Below are 19,288 nucleotides of genomic sequence, written 5' to 3' on the forward strand. Positions count from 1 at the left end.
ATGTAACTGAAGTGGCATTTAGTCCGAAATTACACACATTCACCAAGCAAACTGCTGCGGGAGGCTCCATACTGGACGGCAACCCGGCGGGCCCGCGCCCATGTCCGCGCGAGCCGGCGCCTTGACGGAGGGACGCGTCCTATGAAGGCGGAGGAACGCTGGCAGTCCAGGTTCCGGGCGCCACGCGTGACGCTGCCCGTCTGGGCGCGGCACGCCCCCGCCCGCGCCGTGTACCGCAGCAACGCCTCCGGCGCCTGGGAGGTCTACGCCTGGGACCGCGCGGAGGGTGCCGTGCGCCAGGTGACCGCGCGGCCCAAGGGCACCTCGCACGGGACCGTCGACCCCACGGGCCGGTGGATCTGGTGGTTCGCCGACACCGACGGCGACGAGTGGGGCGGCTGGATGCGCCAGCCCTTCACCGGGGGCCCCGACGAGCCGGTCGACCTCGGTCCCGGCCACCCCGCCGGGATCGCCCTGGCCGCGACGGGCGACGCGGTGATCGGCCTGGCCCGGCCCGGCGAGGGCTTCACCGTCTACGTCGTACGGCCCGGCTCCCCCGCCCGGGTGGTCTACACGCACGCCGAGGCCGCCTCCGTGGCCGCGGTCTCCCTGGACGGCTCGCTGATCGCGATCAACCACAGCGAGCACGGCGACACCCGGCACCCCTCGCTGCGGGTGCTGCGGCAGTCCGGCGAGACGGTCGGCGAACTGGGCGACGGCCCCGGCAAGGGCGTCGTCGGCCTGCGCTTCGCCCCCGTCTCCGGCGACCGGCGGCTGCTCGCCCTGCACGAGCGCCGGGGCCGCCGCGAGCCGCTGGTCTGGGACCCGGTGAGCGGCGAGCAGCGGGAGATCTGGCTGCCCGACCCCGGGGAGATCACCGCCGACTGGTACGGCGACGGCCGCGCCCTGCTCGTCGTCCGGGCCAGCCGAGGCCGCACCCACCTGCACCGCTACGACCTGGCCGGGGGCGTCATGGCGCCGATCGAGACCAAGCACGGCGTGATCGACGCCGCCGCGCCCCGTCCCGACGGCTCGGTGGAGTACTCCTGGTCCAGCGGCGCCCATCCACCGGTGATCCGGTCGAGCAACGGCCAGGTGGTGATGAACCACGGCGGGCCGTCCTCGCCGCCCTCCGTCCCGGTCGAGGACGTGGACGTGGAGGGACCCGGCGGGCGCGTCCACGCCCTGGTCTCCCGGCCCGAACGCGGCGCCGGGCCGTACCCGACCGTCTTCCTCCTGCACGGCGGGCCCACCTCGCAGGACGACGACTCCTTCCTCCCACAGGTGGCGGCCTGGGTGGACTTCGGCTTCGCGGTCGTGCGGGTCAACTACCGGGGCTCCACCGGGTACGGCTCCGCCTGGCGGGACGCGCTGGCGGGCGACGTCGGCCACATCGAGCTGTCCGACGTGACCGCCGTGCGCGAGGCGATGGTGGCGCGCGGCCTGGCCGACCCGGACCGCCTGGTGCTGGCCGGAGCGTCCTGGGGCGGCTACCTCACGCTGCTCGGGCTGGGCACGCAGCCGAAGACGTGGGCGGCGGGCGTCGCGACGGTGCCGATCGCCGACCACCTGGCGGCCTACGAGGACGAGCCCGAGTCGCTGCGGGCCCACCACCGCGCGCTGCTCGGCGGTTCGCCCGCCGAGCAGCCGGAGCGCTACGCGCACTGCTCGCCGATCACCTACGTCGACCGGGTCGAGGCGCCGCTGCTGATCCTGGCCGGCGAGAACGACCCGCGCTGCCCGATCCGCCAGATCGAGGCCTACGTGTCCCGGCTCGCCGCGCGCGGGCACGAGCACGAGGTCTACCGGTACGGCGCGGGCCACGGCTCGCTGGTCGTCGCCGAGCGCATCGCCCAGATGGCCGCCCAGCTCGACTTCGTCCGCCGGCACGTGAAGACGGACGCCTGACCGGGCCGGAGGCGCCCGCCCCGGTCCTCCGCCCGTCAGGCGGACGCCTGGACGGCCCCGCCGATCCGCGCCGCGCCTCCGCCCTCCTCCTGCGCCGACCAGAGCCGGGCCGCCATCAGTGCGATCCCGGCCGCGGCGACGACCAGGCCGACGAGGTAGACGGGCAGGGGCACCGCGCTGCGCAGTGAGCCGGGGATCATCCCGATGACGTAGAGCGCGACCCCGGCCGCGGGCAGCGCCCGGGAGCGCAGCGCCGCCGCACCGAGGGCCAGGACGCCGGTGATCAGCACGACCCCGGTCACCAGGAACGCCTTGCCGGTGCCGCCCGCCACCAGCCCGGCGACGGTGTCGCCCGGCAGGTACGGGAAGACGTAGTGCAGCGTGAACTCGATGCCGAACGCCCCCGCCAGGCCGGCCGAGTTGAGCAGGTAGCCGACCAGGCCGAGCGTCCCCGAACGGTGGCGGATGAGCAGGTAGATGCCGGTGACCGCGAACAGCCCGGTGAGCGGGGCGAAGGGCGCGACCGCGCCGGTGACCACGGTCTCGGGCACCAGACCGCCCTTGCGGCCGGCGTTGAGCACGAGCAGGGCCGCGCAGGCGAAGCCGGCGGCGCCGGTGATGCGCAGGATGGACATGCCGATCTCCTCTTCGTTGCTATAACGATCGTTATTATGCTCGTTATCGCAGCTAGAGTGAGGGCCGTGGCCAGGAACGTAAGCACTTCGAAAGAACTGGTGGAGGCGGGCCTCCGGGTCCTGCGCGAGCACGGGGCGGCCGAGCTCACCCTGCGCCGCGTGGCCGAGGCGGCGGGAGCGTCCACGATGGGGATCTACACCGGCTTCGGCGGCCGGACGGGCCTGCTGGAGGCCATCTACCTCCGCGGGTTCGAGTCCCTCCGGGACGCCCTGGAGCCCCATGCCGGAAGCACCGCCGAAAACACCACCGGGAGCACCGCCGGTGGCTCGGACGGCACCCCGGACGGCGCCCCGGACGGCGCCCCGGTCGAGCGGATCCGGGCGGTGGCCCTCGCCTACCGCCGCTTCGCCCTGGCCGACCCCGAGCTGTACGCCCTGATGTTCGAGCGGCCCATCCCCGACTTCGACCCCTCGCCCGACCTGCGGCGCCGCGCGCTCGGCATGACCTTCGGCCTGCTCACCGACGCCACGCGGGACGCCGTCCGGGCCCGGCTCATCTCGGCGGCCGACCCGGTCCGCGCCGCCTACCTGGTGTGGACCGCCATCCACGGCATGGTCGGCATCGAGCTGACCCACTCGCTCCGCAGCCCGCTGCCCGGCTGGTTCCTCGACGGCCCCGAGGCCGGTGAGAAGGTCCTCGCGGACGGCGTCGACGCGCTGCTCCGCGGTCTCCGCTGACGGCACCGGCAGGACGCACGACCGCCCCCCGGACCCTCAGCGGACGCACGGCACCGGCAGGACGTGCGACCGGCCGCCGGACCCTCAGCGGGCGCGCAGCACCACGATCGCCATGTCGTCCGCGCTCGGCTCGGTGGTGAACTCCTGCACCGCCCGGCGGATCCGCGCCGCCACGGCCCCCGCGGACAGGCCCACGCACTCGGCGAGCAGCCGGGCCAGGCCCCCGTCGTCGTCGAGCAGCCGCTCGCCCTGGCGCCGCTCGGTCACCCCGTCGGTCACCGCCAGCAGCACGTCGCCGTGGTCGAGGTGGACCAGGTCCGCCTCGAAGTCCACCTCGGGGAAGACGCCCAGCAGCGACTGGGAGGTCACCACCGGCTCCACGACGCCGCTGGGCTTGAGCCGCAGCGCCTCCGGGTGCCCGGCCGAGACCAGCCGCAGCTCCAGGCCGGTCGGCACGGGCCGGATCTCCCCGTGGAGCAGCGTGAGGAACCGGGCCCGCTCGCCCTCCTCCAGGATCGCCTGGTTGAGGCGGCTCAGGACGGCGGCCACGCCGTACCCCTCGCGGGCGAGCAGGCGCAGCGTGTGGCGGGCCAGGCCGGTGACCGCGGCGGCCACCGGGCCGGTCCCGCAGACGTCGCCGACCGCGAACCGCCAGGACCCGTCCCCGGCCGCGAACAGGTCGTAGAAGTCGCCGCCGACCTCGTTGGTCTCCCCCGCCGGCTCGTAGACCACCGCGTGGTCCAGCCCCGGGATCTCGCCGGGGTCGTCGGGCGGGAGCAGGCTGCGCTGCAGCGCCCGGTTGGCCGCGGCCTGCTGGGCGTAGAGCAGGGAGTTGTCCAGGGCCAGGGCCGCGCGGCGGCCGATGTCCTCGGCGTACTGCATGACGTCGTCGGTGAAGTGGTCGGGGCGGCCCAGGCACATCGCGCCGAGCGAGCGCCCCCGCGCCAGCAGCGGGACGGCCAGCACGTGGGAGTCGCCGAGCTGCATCGAGCCGCCCCCCTCGGGGATGCGGCTGCCGGCCAGCACCTCGCGCAGCTCGTCGATGCGCCCCTCGTCGGCGTGCCACAGATAGGCCGGGCGCTGCGGCCCGCCGCCGTCGGTCCAGGTGAAGACCGCGCACCAGGCGGCCAGCCGGGGCACGGCGATCTGCGCGATGATCGCGGGCACCATGTCCGGGTCGAGCGTCCCGGCCAGCAGGTCGCTGGCGTCGGCCAGGAAGCGCAGCCAGATCGGCCCCCGGCCGGAGTCGTCCTCCTCGGCCCACTCCGCGGTCACCTGGTCGTGGGAGCCGGGCAGCGGCAGCCGGGCCCAGTGGGTGCGGTGCTCCGCGCCGAAGGTGACGCCCCACTCCTCCACCGGCACGTCGGGGGCGCCGGGATGCGCCTCCGAGGGGCTCTTCTGCCGCACCTCCACCTGCACCCGGTCGCCGAGGTGGGTCCACACGACCTCGAACGGCACGTCGGCGACCTGCGCGGCCAGCTCCCCGCAGAGCTGCTCGGCCATGGCCAGGACGGACCCGGCGGCCCAGGCGGTCATCACCTCCCGGGTGAACCGCTTGACCTCGGAGACGGCGGTGTCTCCCGGCGTGAAGGACGCGGCCAGGAGCGCGCGTGGAGCAGTGGTCATTGTTCCCTGATTACCACACTCCGTGGTGACGTGGGGTAAAACGAAGGCGGGACCGGGGCGTGTGCATCGTGACAGACTGGGATGACCCGAGGCTGCCCCCCTCGGGACTCAAGGAGGTCTCATGACCACGGCCGACACGGTGCCCCACGCCGAGGAGCGGCGCTACAGCGAGTCCGACCTGCAGCCGCTCCTGGAGACGCTCTTCGCCTGGCGTGACGGCGACTTCCGCCGCCGCGTGCCGTACGCCCCCGACGGGGTCCTCAGCGAGATCCGCCTGCTGCTCAACGAGGTCGCCGACCGCCGCGAGCACCTGGCCAACGAGCTGATGCGGGTCCGCCGCGAGGTGGTCAAGGAGGGCCGCTTCGGCGAGCGCCTGACCCCGGGGCCCGGCGTGGGCGCCTGGGCCGAGAGCGTGCACTCGGTCAACGACCTCATCGAGGCCCTGTCCGGCCCGGTCAGCGGGGCCGCCGACGTGATCGACGCCGTGGCCAAGGGCGACCTGTCCCGCCGTATCGACCTCGACCGCGGCGCCCGGGGCGAGGTGCGGCGCCTCGGCAAGGCGATCAACGGCATGGTGGACCAGCTGTCCCTGTTCACCTCCGAGGTGACGCAGGTGGCGCGCGAGGTCGGCACCGAGGGCCGGCTGGGCGGCCAGGCGCAGATCCGGGGCATGTCGGGCAGCTGGCGCGACCTGACCGAGGCGGTGAACGCCATGTCGACCCGCGTCTCGGCCCAGGTCCGCGACATCGCGCTGGTCACCACCGCGGTCGCCAGGGGCGACCTGAGCCGCAAGGTCACCGTCGACGCGGTCGGCGAGATGCTCGAACTGAAGAACACCGTGAACACCATGGTCGACCAGCTCTCCGCCTTCGCCGAGGAGGTCACCCGGGTGGCCCGCGAGGTCGGCACCGAGGGCCGGCTGGGCGGTCAGGCGCAGGTCCGGGGCGTCTCCGGCGTCTGGAAGGACCTCACCGACAACGTCAACGTCATGGCGGGCAACCTGACGACCCAGGTGCGGGCCATCGCGGCGGTCTCCACGGCCGTCGCCCAGGGCGACCTGTCGAAGAAGATCACCGCCGACGCGCAGGGCGAGATCCTCCAGCTCAAGGACACCCTCAACACGATGGTCGACCAGCTGTCGATGTTCGCCGACGAGGTCACCCGGGTGGCCCGCGAGGTCGGCACCGAGGGCCAGCTCGGCGGCCAGGCCCGTGTCCGCGGCGTGTCCGGCGTCTGGAAGGACCTCACCGACAACGTCAACTCGATGGCCAACAACCTGACCTACCAGGTGCGCAACATCGCCGAGGTCACCACCGCCGTCGCCAACGGCGACCTGACCCGCAAGATCGACGTCAACGCCCAGGGCGAGATCCTCGCCCTCAAGACCACCATCAACACGATGGTCGACCAGCTGTCGTCCTTCGCCTCCGAGGTCACCCGGGTGGCCCGCGAGGTCGGCTCCGAGGGCCGGCTGGGCGGCCAGGCGCAGGTGCAGGGCGTCTCCGGCACCTGGAAGGACCTCACCGACAACGTCAACGTCATGGCCAACAACCTGACGACCCAGGTCCGCCAGATCGCCGCGGTCTCCACCGCCGTCGCCCAGGGCAACCTGTCGAAGAAGATCACCGCCGACGCGCAGGGCGAGATCCTCCAGCTCAAGGACACCCTCAACACGATGGTGGACCAGCTGTCGATGTTCGCCGACGAGGTCACCCGGGTGGCCCGCGAGGTCGGCACCGAGGGCCAGCTCGGCGGCCAGGCCCGCGTCCGGGGCGTCTCCGGAGTCTGGAAGGACCTCACCGACAACGTCAACTCGATGGCCAACAACCTGACCTACCAGGTGCGCAACATCGCCGAGGTCACCACCGCCGTCGCGCAGGGCAACCTGACCCGCAAGATCGACGTCAACGCCCAGGGCGAGATCCTCGCCCTCAAGACCACCATCAACACCATGGTCGACCAGCTGTCGTCCTTCGCCTCCGAGGTCACCCGGGTGGCCCGCGAGGTCGGCTCCGAGGGCAACCTCGGCGTCCAGGCCCGGGTCGAGGGCGCCGAGGGCATCTGGAAGCGCCTCACCGAGAGCGTGAACGACCTCGCCGGCCGCCTCACCACCCAGGTCCGCGCGATCGCCGAGGTCACCACCGCCGTCGCCCAGGGCGACCTGACGCGCTCGATCACCGTCGACGCCGAGGGCGAGATCGGCGAGCTGAAGGACAACATCAACACGATGGTGTCCGTGCTGCGCTCCACCACGACCGCCAACCAGGAGCAGGACTGGCTCAAGTCCAACCTGGCCCGGATCTCCCGCCTCATGCAGGGCCACCGCGACCTCATGGAGGTCGCCAAGCTCATCATGAGCGAGCTGACCCCGCTGGTCTCCGCCCAGTACGGCGCCTTCTACCTCGCCGAGCCCGCCGGCGAGCACGACCTGCACCTCATCGCCGGGTACGGCACCCGCCCGGGTTCCGGCCCCCGGCAGCGCTTCGCGACCGGCGAGGGGATCGTCGGCCAGGCCGCGCTGGAGGGCAAGCGGATCATCCTGCGCGACGTGCCGGAGCGCTACCTCACCGTGGCCAGCGGTCTCGGCGGCGGGACGCCCGCGCAGATCGTGGTGCTGCCGGTCCTGTTCGAGAACCAGGTGCTCGGCGTGCTGGAGCTGGCCTCGCTCTACGAGTTCAGCGAGGTCCACCACGACTTCCTGGTCCAGCTCGTGGAGACCATCGGCGTCACGATGAACACCATCATCGCCAACTCCCGGACCGAGGACCTGCTCACCGAGTCCCAGCGCCTCACCACCGAGCTGCGGGAGCGCTCCGACGAGCTCCAGCGCCAGCAGGAGGAGCTGCGCCGCTCCAACGCCGAGCTGGAGGACAAGGCCGCGCTGCTCGCCAAGCAGAACCGGGCCATCGAGATCCAGAACTTCCAGATCGAGCAGGCCCGCCGCACGCTGGAGGAGCGCGCCGAGCAGCTCGCGGTCTCCTCGCGCTACAAGTCCGAGTTCCTGGCCAACATGTCCCACGAGCTGCGCACCCCGCTGAACAGCCTGCTGGTGCTGGCCAAGCTGCTCACCGAGAACGCCGAGGGCAACCTCACGCCCCAGCAGGTGGAGTTCGCCAAGACCATCCACGGGGCCGGGTCCGCGCTGCTCCAGCTGATCAACGACATCCTCGACCTGTCCAAGGTCGAGGCCGGGCGCATGGACATCCACCCGCAGCAGATCTCGCTGCCCAAGCTCGTCGACTACTTCGAGGCCACCTTCACGCCGCTGGCCCACGACAAGGGCCTGTCCTTCGCGGTCGAGGTGGAGCCGTCCGTCCCGCAGGAGCTCCGCACCGACGAGCAGCGCCTCCAGCAGGTGCTGCGCAACCTGCTCTCCAACGCGATCAAGTTCACCCCCAAGGGCGAGGTACGGCTCCGCGTGCTCTGCGCCCCGCGCGGCGTCGCCTTCGTGGACGAGACGCTGCGCGGCGTCGACGGCATCCTGGCCTTCGAGGTCGTGGACACCGGCATCGGCATCGCCGCCGACAAGCTGGAGGTCATCTTCGAGGCGTTCCGGCAGGCCGACGGCACCACCAGCCGCAAGTACGGCGGGACCGGCCTGGGCCTGTCCATCTGCCGGGAGATCGCCCGGCTGCTCGGCGGCGAGATCCACGTGGTGAGCGAGGTGGGCCGGGGCAGCTCCTTCACCCTCTACCTCCCGCCCGCCTACGCGGGCCCGCTGGCCTCGCGCGACGGCGGGGCGGCGACGCCGAGCGCCGTCCAGCGCCCGCCGATGATCATCTCGGGCGAACTGGAGCGGACCGCCGAGCCGGCCGAGGCCCCGACGGCGGAGAGCCCGGCCGTCCCGGACCACCCGCCGGCGGACGGGCCGGTGTGGACGGGCGGCGAGGACCCGCTCGCCGGCGCCAAGATCCTCATCGTGGACGACGACATCCGCAACGTCTTCGCGCTGACCAGCGTGCTGGAGCGGTACGGCTCCACGGTGGTCTACGCCGAGAACGGCCGGGAGGGCATCGAGCAGCTGGAGCGCAACGAGGACGTCACCCTGGTCCTGATGGACATCATGATGCCGGAGATGGACGGCTGGGCGACCACGTCGGCGATCCGCCGGATGCCGCAGTTCGCCGATCTGCCGATCATCGCGCTTACCGCTAAGGTCATGCAGGGGGACCGGGAGAAGAGCATCGCGTCCGGCGCCTCCGACTACATCCCCAAGCCCGTGGACGTCGACCGCCTGCTGGAGCGCCTGCGCGGCTGGCTCACCCGCGGGCGGACGGCCGACGACCCCCGTGAAGGTGCCTGACCGATGCCGGACCGTGCCAAGATCCTCCTGGTCGACGACCGGGAGGAGAACCTGATCGCCCTCGAGGCCATCCTCAGCTCCCTCGACCTGGTCCCGGTCCGGGCCAAGTCGGGCGAGGAGGCGCTGAAGGCGCTGCTCAGCACGGAGTTCGCGCTGATCCTGCTGGACGTCCGGATGCCCGGCATGGACGGGTTCGAGACCGCCTCCCACATCAAGCGGCGTGAGCGCACCCGGAACATCCCGATCATCTTCCTGACCGTGGTCGACAGCGCCCCGGACTACGCCTTCCGCAGCTACGCCGCCGGGGCGGTCGACTACCTCACCAAGCCGTTCGACCCGTGGGTGCTCCGGGCCAAGGTGGCGGTCTTCGTCGAGCTCTACAACATGAACCGCCGCCTGGCCGAGCAGGCCTCCATGCTCCGCGAGCGCCTCAACGGCGAGCTGCCGCCGGGCCGGGACGGCGACCAGGCCGCCGTGCTCCCCGAGCTCTCCCGCCGCCTCACCGCCGTCGAGGAGGAGCTCACCCGGGTCCGCGAGGCCGCCCGCACGACCGACGACCCCACCCTGACCGGTTCCCTGTCCGATCTGACGGACCGCCTCAAGCACCTGCGCGCGGGTCTCGACGCGTTGTCCTGAACCCGGCCGGGTCCCTTTCGGCGGCCGACCGGCCGGGTCCCTTTCGGCGGCCGACCGGCCGGGTCCCCTGATTCGTGCCGGCTGGTTCTCATGCGCGCCGCGGTTGTTCGCCGCGCGTACCTTCAGAGCGGTCGGTGCGCACGTCGGTGGTGCGGTGGGTTGGCGGTGGTTTTGCTTGGTGCGCGCGGAGGCGGGCCGTACCCCTGCGGACCGTAGTCGCTTCCTCTCCGGCCGCCCAGCGGTCCCGCCGACGCTGAAGCGATCCGTACGGAGACCGTTCAGGGCGGCTCGCCGTGGCTGAAGCCACCCTGTCGGAAAGGAGCTCAGGACCGGGCGCCGCAGGGGGCCGCGTCGGGAGCGGCGGGTCGCGGTGGTGCGCCGTTCAGGGCCAGGGCGGACCAGTGGGTGACGTCGCGGCGGAGCCGCCGGTCGTGGGTCGCGAGCACGACCGCCGCATCGGTCGCCTCAAGGGCCTGGGTCAGCTCGTCGACGAGCGCGATCGAGAGGTGGTTGGTCGGCTCGTCCAGCAGGAGGACGTGCGGGCGGGCGGCGAGCGCCATGGCCAGGTCGAGGCGGCGCTGCTGCCCCATCGAGAGTTCACCGACGAGCCTGTCCAGATCCGCCGGGGCGAGGATGCCGAGCGACTGCAGCGGAACGGCGTCGCCGTCCCGCAGGATCCCCCGGCTGACGAGCCGTCCGAGGCGGGCCTCGTAGACGTCGCGGGCCCGCCGCCCGGCGGGCGGCGACGACTCCTGGGCCAGCAGTTCCACCCGCACGTCCCGGCCGACGCGCAGCGTCCCGGCCGACGGCTCCTGCCGGCGGGCGAGCACGGACAGCAGCGTCGACTTGCCCGAGCCGTTGGGTCCGCTGACGACCAGCCGCGCCCCGGAGTCGAGGACGAGCGTGGCGGGCCGGTCCAGGCGTCCGGCGACGGTGATCCCGGCGGCGCGGAGCAGGGTGACGCCGGGACGTCCGGGCAGATCGGGCATCCGCAGCCGCAGCGGGGGTTCGGGCACCGTGACCGCGTGCTCCTCCAGTTCGTCGCGGCGCCGGTTGACCGACCGGACGAGGCCCGGCGCACGGGTGGCGCGCTGATGTCTGCCGGTGCCCTTGTCGGGACGCCAGCCGGTCACGAGCCGGTCCTGCGCCTTGGCCAGGTCCTCGGTGAGGCGGCCGTGCTCGGCCCGCTGCCGTTCGTACTCCTCCTCCCACCGGTCCCGTTCGGCCCTCCGTCCCTCCTGGTACCCGGCGTATCCGCCGCCGTAGACGCGGGGGCGTCCGTCGCGGCTGGGGTCGAGGTCGAGCATCGACGTGGCCACGTCGGACAACAGCGCCCGGTCGTGGCTGACCAGCACGACCCCGCCGGACAGCCCGCGCAACCGCGCGGTGAGGTACTCCAGCCCGTCCTGATCGAGGTGGTTCGTCGGCTCGTCGAGCAGCAGGAAGTCGTGTTCCGCGCCGAGCAGGCACGCCAGCCGTACCCGGTAGCGCTGACCCACCGACATCTCGTCGAGAGGCCGGGAGCGGTCGGTGACGGCACCGAGCGCTTCGAGCGCGACGTCGACACGGCGGTCGGCGTCCCACGCGTCGAGTGTCTCGGCGGCGGCGAGCGCGACGGCGTACTCCTCGGTGGCGCCGGGCCGTTCTTCAGCCAGGTGCGCGGCACCGCGGTCGAGGGCGCGCAGTGCCGCACGGACGTCGGCGAGCTCGGAGTCGACGAGGTCGCCGACGGTCCGGCCGCCGCTGACGGCCATCTCCTGCTCGGCGGTCCCGAGCGTGCCGACCCGATGGACCCTCCCGGAGTCCGGCGGGAGGATCCCGGCGAGGATGTGGAGCAGCGTGGACTTGCCCCGGCCGTTCTCGCCGACGACGCCCCAGCGGGAACCGGGGGAGACGGTCAGGTCGACGCCTTCGAGGACCTTGCGGCCACCACGGCTGATGTGGATGTCGGATGCCATGAGCTGCGCGTGGGCACGCGCGGGCAGGGTTACGGTGTTGATCATGTCTCTTCCTGCGGAGGCGCACTCATCCCCTGGACGGGTGGACGGAGACGCTCTCGGTCACTGACGGGCGGCCGGTCGGCCGATGGAATCGGCGAACAGCCCGCTGCCTCGGCCTACGGGCGCGAGGGGCGGGCTGGACGGGCCCTCGTCAGAGGAAGAACAGATATTGCACGACCCCAAGGTAACAAACCGGCGTCCGTGAATCGACCGCTTATTCGGACCCCGCCGGTCCGATCAGGAGGCCGCGCTCCCGGCGGGCCCTCTGCGGCGCCCGGCCCTGAGCTCCTTTCCGACAGGATGGCTTCAGCTACGGCGAGCCGCCCTGAACCGGACCCGCACGGACCGCTTCAGCGTCGCCGAGGACACCGGGCGGCCCGAAAGCGAGCGGCTACGGCCCGCATCGGTGGGCGCGGTACCGGCCCGCGGTCAGTGGCGCGCGCGTTCCAGGGCGTCCCAGAAACCACGGCGCAGGGCGTGCCGAACCTCGTCGTGCAGGAGGAAGTCGATCGGCAGGGAGGAGCCCTGCAGAAGGCGGGCCTCCAGGTCGGAGGGCATGCGGGGCTTGCGGGCCAGGACGGCTTCCAGCCACAGGGCGGGCGCGTCCTTGGCGACGGACTCGCCGAAGTCGTGCCCCTCCTTGTGCGCCGACTTCACCGCGTCGGCCAGCGTGGTCGTCCCGCCGGTCGCCACGTTGACCGGCACGGGAGCGGCCTGCGGCCCCGTGTAGGGCCCGATGGGCTGCGGCTGTGACTGCGGCTGTGACTGCGGCAGGGGGGAGGCCGAGGACTGCGGACCCGTGTAGGACGCGGGAAGCTGGTAGCTCGGCGCGCCGCCCGTTCCGCCGGTGCCGTACGGCGTGACGGCCGGCATCGAACCGGTCGAGCCGTGGTGTCCGGGCTGCGCCCCCGACCGCGATCCCGGGGAGGCGGGGGGGACGGCCGGAGCCGGAGACGTGGCCGGGGACTCCTGCGCGTAGCCCGGGTAGGCGGGCGGCGACGGGTTGCCCCGGGCGGACCGGCCCTGCGGCGTGGAACCGTCCGGCGAGACGCCCGCCGGCGGAGTGCCGCCGGGCGGGACGCCGTTGCCCGCCGTGAGGTCGTAGCCGTGTCCTCCGCCGTGCCCTCCGCCGTGCCCTCCGCCGTTGCCGGACGGCACGCCCCGGTGCGACGGCACGCCGCTGCCGGGCGCGGCACCGCCGTAGGTCAGCGGCACGGGCCCCTCCGGCGACGTCCCGTTCCCGGAGGGGGCCCCGTTCAGAGCGGCGGCGCCGTTCGGGGAGGAGACCCCGCCCGCCGTGTCGTAGCCGGACCGGGCGCCGTTGCCAGCGGGCGTCCCGTATCCGGATGCCGGGGCGACCTCGTATCCGGCGCGGGACCCGTTGCCGGAGGAGGCTCCGTGGTTCAGTGCCACGGCGGTTCCGGGAACACCCGGGGACCCCGGGGAGGACGCCTCGCCAGCCCCGGAGAGCAGGGTGACGTACGGCCGGAGGTCGCCGCCGCCGATCTCGATCAGGTCGTCGCACTCCTGGCGGAGCGAGCGGGACACGCCCCAGCCGCCGTCGGCGGCGATGTGCACCAGCGTCACCCGGATGCCCAGGTCCTGCGCGTCGCAGACGACCTGGGTCAGGTCCTCGTCCCCGCTGATCACGACCGCGTCGCAGATCGCGTTGTTGCGGGCGAGCGTCATCAGGTCGCGGTGGACCTGCGCGTCGACGCCCTCCCGGCGGCCGGGCCGGATGCGCGAGAGCCGGAGCTTCAGGCCCGGGATGTCGCCCAGCGTGTCGTGCTCGGGGGTGTGGCGGCCCTCGACGGTCGCCTCGTACCAGTAGCAGCGCAGCACCGGCAGCCCGGTGCGCTCCCGGCACAGGTCGTCGAGCAGGTGGAGCAGGCCGGCGTAGTCCCACGAGACGGCCTCACGATGCCGGGTCCCGTGCGCGGCCATCGCTCCGTCTGCCAGCAGGTAGCCAGCGTCCACGAACAGCGCGCAGCGATCCACGCGACACCGCCCTTCCTACGTCGCCCGGCCCTACGGCTCGGACGCGCTTGAAAACGCCCCGAAAGGCCGGACCGGTGGGCCTTCCCCAGGGTAGTCAAGCAACGGAGTGCCCGAGGGCGAATCCCGCCGATTCCACCCTCAACCGACCACCTGCCGGGGCGTTCACGCCGACCGTACCAGTTTGTCCATTTATAGAAACCGTTCATCACGAACGGGTCTGCACGGTCACGGCCGCCGCCCCGAACAGGACCGCGTCCCGGCGGGTGCTCAGCCGGAGCACCGGAGCGCGCCCCAGGGAGGTGTGGAAGCGGTCGACGTCCACGCCCGGGGTGAGGTCGACTCCCACCGACCCCGTGGAGGAGCCGTCGAAGGGGTTGTCCGGGTTCCGGTCGCCGCCCTCGGGCCGGAGCGGTCCCGCCCCCACGCTCACCCGGTCGCCGCGGAGGTCGGCGTCGCCCTCCCAGGCCACCACGTCCAGCCGCGCGGGCCCGGCCCCGCGGGCCAGCCCGTCGAGCGGCAGGCGCACCGGCGTGCCCGCGCCGACCAGGGCCGCGGTGTCGACGACCACGGCCTGGCCGTACGGCCGGCGCGGGTCGGCCGCGATGACCACCAGGCTCCATCCGGCGTGCCGGGAGACCCCGGGCCGGAGGGGGACGTCGGCCACCCAGTACGTGCCCCGGAGCCTGCGCACCAGGCCGGTCACGTCGGCGAACGCCTGGTAGGCCCGGCCGGACGGCAGGGCCCGCTCGACCACGTTCGCAGCGCTCACCTGCGTGTAGCCGGCGCTCCCCGGGGCCTTGAACTTGACCCCTCCGGCGGCGGGCGCGCTCGCCGACCAGTAGAGCCCGGCCCAGACGACCCTGCCGCGGCCGGGCAGGTCCAGCCGGGCGGCGCTGGAACTCTTCGTCGACGGGTCCCCGTCCCGGTCGAAGAGCCGCATGGGCGCCTGGTCGTTGTCGCGCTCGTCGCCGTCCCGCGCCCGCACCGCCCGGCACATGCGGCCGGCGGGCGCCCGGGTCAGCAGGGTGTTGCCGATCGCCGCGGTGACCACCCTGCCCTCGGCGGCGAAGCGGGCCGGAGCCCCGAAGGCCCGCACCCCGCTCTCCGACTCCGCCCTGGCCTGCTCGCCCCCGCCGCCGACCCGCAGCGAGAGCGGCCTGCCCAGGGCCGCCGTCGGCGAGACCTTCACCCGCAGGAAGACCGAGGTGGCCTGGCCCGGGGCCAGGGGGCCGCGGACGCAGCGCACGTTCCGGCCCGCGCCCCGGCAGGACCACCCGTCCACCGTGCCGACGGCCCCGCCCGCACCGGCGGGGCGCCCCGGGCTCCCGCCCGCCGGCATCGTCACCCCGTCCGGCAGGCCGATCCGGGCCACCAGTCCGCCGCTCCCGCCCAGGCCCGCGTTGCGCAGCCGTACGGCCACCATGCCCGGCTGGGCCCTGACCAGCGCGCCCAGCACCTCGATCCCGGCGACCAGACGCGGAGCGGGCACCCCGATCCGCCCCCGCTGGTACGCCGGGTCCGGCGCCTGCCGGGGCGCGGCCTGCACCGGCCGGGCTGGCGGCGCGGGCGCCGGGGCCCCGCTCCGGGCGCTCCCGGGGGGCCGCACCGCCGCCGAGGGCCGCACGGACGCGGACGGCCGCACGGACGCGGACGGCCGCACGGGCACGGAGGGCCGCGGACCGCCGGGAGCGCGGGTGGGCCCGGTGCCGCGCGACGGGTCCGCCGGAAGCGCCGGCGTGCTCCCCTGCGAGGCCGTCGAGGACTCCGGTCCGTCGAGGAGAGGCTCGGGCTGCGCGACGATCGGCGGCGGCGCCGGCGGCGCGGGAAGCGGTCCCGGGGCCGGCCGGTGGGAGGCCGGATCGCCGGAGGTCACCAGCACGAGCCCCGTCGCCGTGGCGAGCGCGAGGACGGCCGCGCTCGCCGCGACGGCCTGCTGCCGTCCGCGGGAGGTGTGCCGCGCCCAGCCCGCCGCGCCGCCGAGGGTGCCGCCGAGGGTGCCCAGGCCGGCGATGAGGCCCCCCGCGGGCGCGCAGCCCGCGGGCGCACCGCCCGCCTTGCCGAGCGCCGTGAGATATCCGTCCAGGACCAGCCCGGCGATGAGCGGGCCGACGATGACCCGCAGGCCCCGGTCGACGTCGGTCAGCTCCAGGTACACGGCCCGGCAGTCGGTGCAGCCCTCCATGTGCCGGTCGATGAGCCGGGTCTCCCGTTTGACCAGGCCGCCCCGGACGTAGGCGCCCATCTTCGACAGCGACGGGCGGCACCCCTTGCGCGGCGCCCCGGACAGGTGCACCTTCAGGCAGGCCTGGCGCAGCCCCTCCTTCGCCCGGCCGACGAGCTCGGCCACCTGGCCGGCGGGGAGCCCGAGCAGCGGGGCGACGTCGCCGGGCCCGGACCTCTCCACCTCGACGTGCCACAGCAGCAGCTGCCAGCGCTCGGGCAGCGACAGGAAGGCCCGGGCCACCAGCGAGCGCTCCAGGCCGGTCAGCGCCGGGTCCACGAAGGGCACCCCGGGGTCGAACAGCTCCGCCTCCCCCGCGGACACCTCGCCGCTCGCGGTGCGGCGCCGCTCCCGGTCGTGGACCGTACGGCGGACCGCGGTGAGCAGGTGCACCCGGAAGGCCTCCTTGGGGCCGCCGCCCCGCCGGGTCAGGTCGAGGATCCGGGTGAACGTCTCCGCCACGACGTCCTCGGCCTCGGCCGCGCTCCGGACGAGCTGCCGGGCCAGGGCGCGCGCCGCCGGCGCGTGCCGTTCGTAGAGGCCGCCGTAGGCCGCCGCGTTCCCGCTGCGGGTCGCGGCGAGCAACTCGGCGTCGCCTTGAGACGTTTCAACACTCATTGTTACCTCACGATTACTCACAGTCGTCGCGCCCATACATTCCGCAGTCCGCGTGATGGCTAAACCGGAGTCGGGGCTTTGCCTTCGGCCGCGACCTCCGACCGTGGCCTCCGGTGGCCTCCGACCGCGACCTCCGACCGTGGCCTCCGGTGGCCTCCGACCGCGACCTCCGACCGGCGCGGGGACGCCGCAGGGGGCGGCCCTACCCTTGGTGCCATGAGCGATCGTGAGAACCTGCTGGCCGAGATCAAGGGCAAGGGCGTCGTGCACGGCCGGGTCGTGCTGTCCTCCGGCAAGGAGGCGGACTTCTATGTGGACCTGCGCCGGGTGACCCTCGACGGGAGGGCGGCCCCCCTGGTCGGCCGGGTGATGCTGGATCTCACCGCCGACCTCGACTACGACGCCGTGGGCGGCCTGACCCTCGGCGCCGACCCGGTGGCGACGGCCATGCTGCACGCGGCGGCGGCGCGGGGCCGCGCGCTCGACGCGTTCGTGGTCCGCAAGGCGGCCAAGGCGCACGGCATGCAGCGGCGGATCGAGGGGCCGGACGTCGCCGGGCGCCGGGTGCTGGCGGTGGAGGACACCTCCACGACCGGCGGATCACCGCTGACCGCGGTGGAGGCGCTGCGCGAGGCGGGCGCCGAGGTCGTGGCGGTCGCCACGATCGTGGACCGGGGGGCGGCCTCCGCCGTCGCCGCGGCCGGCCTGCCGTACCGCACCGCCTACACGCTGGAGGACCTGGGCCTGTCCTGAGGCGTCCCGCGCGCCGGGAGACGGCGTCCGGGGCGCGGAGCGCCTGCCTCCTGCCCTACTTCCTGGCGGCCGTGAACTCCTGCCGCTCCCCGGGTCCGCCCGGGGGGCGCACGGCGCCGTTCACCTGGACGCGGACGGTGGACGCGTCGGTCAGCACGACGTCCACCTTGTCGTCGAAGGACTGCGTCTGCTCCCCGCGGGCCATCTCCCGGTCGTGCAGCACGTCACCGCCGGCCACCTTCAGGAAGACGGTGGGACAGCTCTCCTCGACGCACTCGACGAGCACCGTGGGGACCCGGCCGGAGGCGGCGGAGGGGGCCGGGGTGGCGGAGGGGATGGCGGAGGTGGCGGGGGCCGGGGTGGCGGACGCGGGCCCGGAGCCGAGCGCGCCGATCAGCGACCTGCCGCCCAGCGCGATCAGGAACAACAGGGCCAGCACCGCGAGCCCGGCGAGGGCGAGGCGGGCGATGCCCATCGGGTCGGACCTGTGGCGTCCCACACACTGGAGGGTAGCGGCACCGGCGGCGGGTCCGTCACCGGCCCCGCGCCCGGCCCCCCGGGCGGCCCCCCGTCCAGCCCTCTGACCAGCACTGACCCGGATCCGGTCGCCGGCCCCGGCACCACCGGGCCGGGCGGGCGACCCACCGGGGCCGAGGAGTGGCGAAACTACCGGGTCGGGGCGTAAAGAGGAATACTGGCTGTTGGGCCGTGTCCCGCGAGGGTTCCGCCAGGCTCGGCCGATTCGCACTTGCCTTCTTCCAGGGAGTTGAAACGATGCCTATCGCGACCCCAGACGTCTACGCTGAGATGCTCGACCGCGCCAAGGCCGGCGGCTTCGCCTACCCGGCGATCAACGTGACCTCGTCCCAGACCCTGAACGCCGCGCTGCGCGGCTTCGCCGAAGCCGAGAGCGACGGCATCGTCCAGGTCTCCACCGGCGGCGCCGACTTCCTGTCCGGCACCACCGTCAAGGACATGGTGACCGGCGCGACGGCGCTGGCGGAGTACGCCCGGGTCGTCGCGGCGAAGTACCCCGTGACGGTCGCGCTCCACACCGACCACTGTCCCAAGGACAAGCTGGACGGCTTCATGCGCCCGCTGGTCGACATCTCCCTGGAGCGGGTGGCCAGGGGCCAGGACCCGCTCTTCCAGTCGCACATGTGGGACGGCTCCGCCGTACCGCTGGAGGAGAACCTGGAGATCGCCAAGGAACTCCTCGACAAGTGCCGCCGCGCCAACATCATCATGGAGATGGAGATCGGCGTCGTCGGCGGCGAGGAGGACGGCGTCGTCGGCGAGATCAACGAGAAGCTCTACACCACCGCCGAGGACGCGATCGCGACCGCCGAGGCGGTGGGCGTCGGCGAGCAGGGCCGCTACATGCTCGCCGCGACCTTCGGCAACGTGCACGGCGTCTACAAGCCGGGCCACGTCAAGCTCCGCCCGAGCGTGCTGAAGGAGATCCAGGACGCCGTCGGCGCCAAGTTCGGCAAGGACAAGCCGTTCGACCTGGTCTTCCACGGCGGCTCCGGCTCGCTGCTGGAGGAGATCCACGAGGCGATCTCCTACGGCGTGGTCAAGATGAACATCGACACCGACACGCAGTACGCCTTCACCCGCCCGATCGCCGCGCACATGTTCAGCAACTACGACGGCGTGCTCAAGGTGGACGGCGAGGTCGGCAACAAGAAGGCCTACGACCCCCGCGCGTACGGCAAGGCCGCCGAGACGTCCATGGCGGCGCGCGTCGCCGAGGCCTGCCGGCACCTGAAGTCCGCGGGCACCAAGCTCACCTGATCCGCCCCATCCCCTGGCCCGGAGCGGCGGGCGGGCGCCCCACCGGCGCCCGCCC

General features: G+C 73.7%; 12 protein-coding genes. 6 read left to right on the forward strand and 6 right to left on the reverse strand.

The window, feature by feature from the left end; translation table 11 throughout:
• The first annotated feature begins 141 nt into the window (after positions 1-141).
• Positions 142-1,908 carry a prolyl oligopeptidase family serine peptidase gene (locus HS045_RS07545; protein ID WP_196450400.1) on the forward strand — a complete coding sequence of 589 codons (1,767 nt, stop codon included), beginning with the start codon at positions 142-144 and terminating at the stop codon, positions 1,906-1,908.
• Between the two features lie 35 nt (positions 1,909-1,943).
• On the opposite strand, the gene HS045_RS07550 is transcribed toward HS045_RS07545, so the two are convergent.
• On the reverse strand, positions 1,944-2,543 hold the full coding sequence (locus tag HS045_RS07550) for a hypothetical protein (protein ID WP_196450401.1): 600 nt from the start codon (positions 2,541-2,543) through the stop codon (positions 1,944-1,946).
• Positions 2,544-2,609: 66 nt separating this feature from the next.
• Here HS045_RS07550 and HS045_RS07555 point away from each other — a divergent pair, with 66 nt between their 5' ends.
• The gene (locus tag HS045_RS07555) at positions 2,610-3,281 is read left to right on the forward strand and encodes a TetR/AcrR family transcriptional regulator (protein WP_196450402.1); all 672 of its coding nucleotides are present in this window, start codon (positions 2,610-2,612) and stop codon (positions 3,279-3,281) included.
• A gap of 84 nt (positions 3,282-3,365) precedes the next feature.
• Here HS045_RS07555 and HS045_RS07560 read toward each other — a convergent pair whose 3' ends face one another.
• The gene (locus HS045_RS07560) at positions 3,366-4,907 is read right to left on the reverse strand and encodes a PP2C family protein-serine/threonine phosphatase (protein ID WP_196450403.1); all 1,542 of its coding nucleotides are present in this window, start codon (positions 4,905-4,907) and stop codon (positions 3,366-3,368) included.
• Between the two features lie 121 nt (positions 4,908-5,028).
• Between HS045_RS07560 and HS045_RS07565 the strand changes: the two genes are divergently transcribed.
• Positions 5,029-9,210, forward strand: a complete 4,182-nt coding sequence (locus tag HS045_RS07565; protein ID WP_196450404.1) for a HAMP domain-containing protein — start codon at positions 5,029-5,031, stop codon at positions 9,208-9,210.
• Positions 9,211-9,213: 3 nt separating this feature from the next.
• Entirely contained in the window at positions 9,214-9,846 is a 633-nt protein-coding gene (locus HS045_RS07570; protein WP_196450405.1) for a two-component system response regulator, read from the forward strand.
• A gap of 323 nt (positions 9,847-10,169) precedes the next feature.
• On the opposite strand, the gene HS045_RS07575 is transcribed toward HS045_RS07570, so the two are convergent.
• From HS045_RS07575 to HS045_RS07585, 3 genes are all read right to left on the reverse strand, one after another.
• Positions 10,170-11,849 carry an ABC-F family ATP-binding cassette domain-containing protein gene (locus HS045_RS07575; RefSeq protein ID WP_196450406.1) on the reverse strand — a complete coding sequence of 560 codons (1,680 nt, stop codon included), beginning with the start codon at positions 11,847-11,849 and terminating at the stop codon, positions 10,170-10,172.
• Between the two features lie 426 nt (positions 11,850-12,275).
• A complete protein-coding gene (locus HS045_RS07580; RefSeq protein ID WP_196450407.1) occupies positions 12,276-13,844 on the reverse strand; it encodes an NYN domain-containing protein in 1,569 nt (522 codons plus the stop codon).
• Between the two features lie 205 nt (positions 13,845-14,049).
• Positions 14,050-16,683, reverse strand: a complete 2,634-nt coding sequence (locus HS045_RS07585) for a sigma-70 family RNA polymerase sigma factor (protein ID WP_196450408.1) — start codon at positions 16,681-16,683, stop codon at positions 14,050-14,052.
• A gap of 216 nt (positions 16,684-16,899) precedes the next feature.
• On the opposite strand from HS045_RS07585, the gene pyrE reads away from it, so the two are divergent.
• Positions 16,900-17,436: an orotate phosphoribosyltransferase gene (pyrE, locus tag HS045_RS07590; protein ID WP_196450409.1), complete on the forward strand. Its 537-nt coding sequence runs from the start codon at positions 16,900-16,902 to the stop codon at positions 17,434-17,436.
• Between the two features lie 55 nt (positions 17,437-17,491).
• On the opposite strand, the gene HS045_RS07595 is transcribed toward pyrE, so the two are convergent.
• Complete coding sequence (locus tag HS045_RS07595; RefSeq protein ID WP_196450410.1) at positions 17,492-17,935, reverse strand: hypothetical protein; 444 nt, start codon at positions 17,933-17,935, stop codon at positions 17,492-17,494.
• Positions 17,936-18,210: 275 nt separating this feature from the next.
• Here HS045_RS07595 and fbaA point away from each other — a divergent pair, with 275 nt between their 5' ends.
• The gene (gene fbaA, locus HS045_RS07600; protein WP_196450411.1) at positions 18,211-19,233 is read left to right on the forward strand and encodes a class II fructose-bisphosphate aldolase; all 1,023 of its coding nucleotides are present in this window, start codon (positions 18,211-18,213) and stop codon (positions 19,231-19,233) included.
• Positions 19,234-19,288 lie beyond the last annotated feature (55 nt).

Origin of the sequence: Planomonospora sp. ID82291, from assembly GCF_015711645.1 — a bacterium.
In the GTDB taxonomy this organism is placed as follows: Bacteria; Actinomycetota; Actinomycetes; order Streptosporangiales; family Streptosporangiaceae; genus Planomonospora.

What these genes read in the sequence shown, in the direction of transcription:
- HS045_RS07545 (WP_196450400.1), top strand. Translation starts at nt 142, where the DNA reads ATGAAGGCGGAGGAACGCTGGCAGTCCAGGTTCCGGGCGCCACGCGTG.
- HS045_RS07550 (WP_196450401.1), bottom strand. Translation starts at nt 2,543, where the DNA reads ATGTCCATCCTGCGCATCACCGGCGCCGCCGGCTTCGCCTGCGCGGCC.
- HS045_RS07560 (WP_196450403.1), bottom strand. Translation starts at nt 4,907, where the DNA reads ATGACCACTGCTCCACGCGCGCTCCTGGCCGCGTCCTTCACGCCGGGA.
- HS045_RS07565 (WP_196450404.1), top strand. Translation starts at nt 5,029, where the DNA reads ATGACCACGGCCGACACGGTGCCCCACGCCGAGGAGCGGCGCTACAGC.
- HS045_RS07570 (WP_196450405.1), top strand. Translation starts at nt 9,214, where the DNA reads ATGCCGGACCGTGCCAAGATCCTCCTGGTCGACGACCGGGAGGAGAAC.
- HS045_RS07575 (WP_196450406.1), bottom strand. Translation starts at nt 11,849, where the DNA reads ATGATCAACACCGTAACCCTGCCCGCGCGTGCCCACGCGCAGCTCATG.
- HS045_RS07585 (WP_196450408.1), bottom strand. Translation starts at nt 16,683, where the DNA reads ATGAGTGTTGAAACGTCTCAAGGCGACGCCGAGTTGCTCGCCGCGACC.
- pyrE (WP_196450409.1), top strand. Translation starts at nt 16,900, where the DNA reads ATGAGCGATCGTGAGAACCTGCTGGCCGAGATCAAGGGCAAGGGCGTC.
- fbaA (WP_196450411.1), top strand. Translation starts at nt 18,211, where the DNA reads ATGCCTATCGCGACCCCAGACGTCTACGCTGAGATGCTCGACCGCGCC.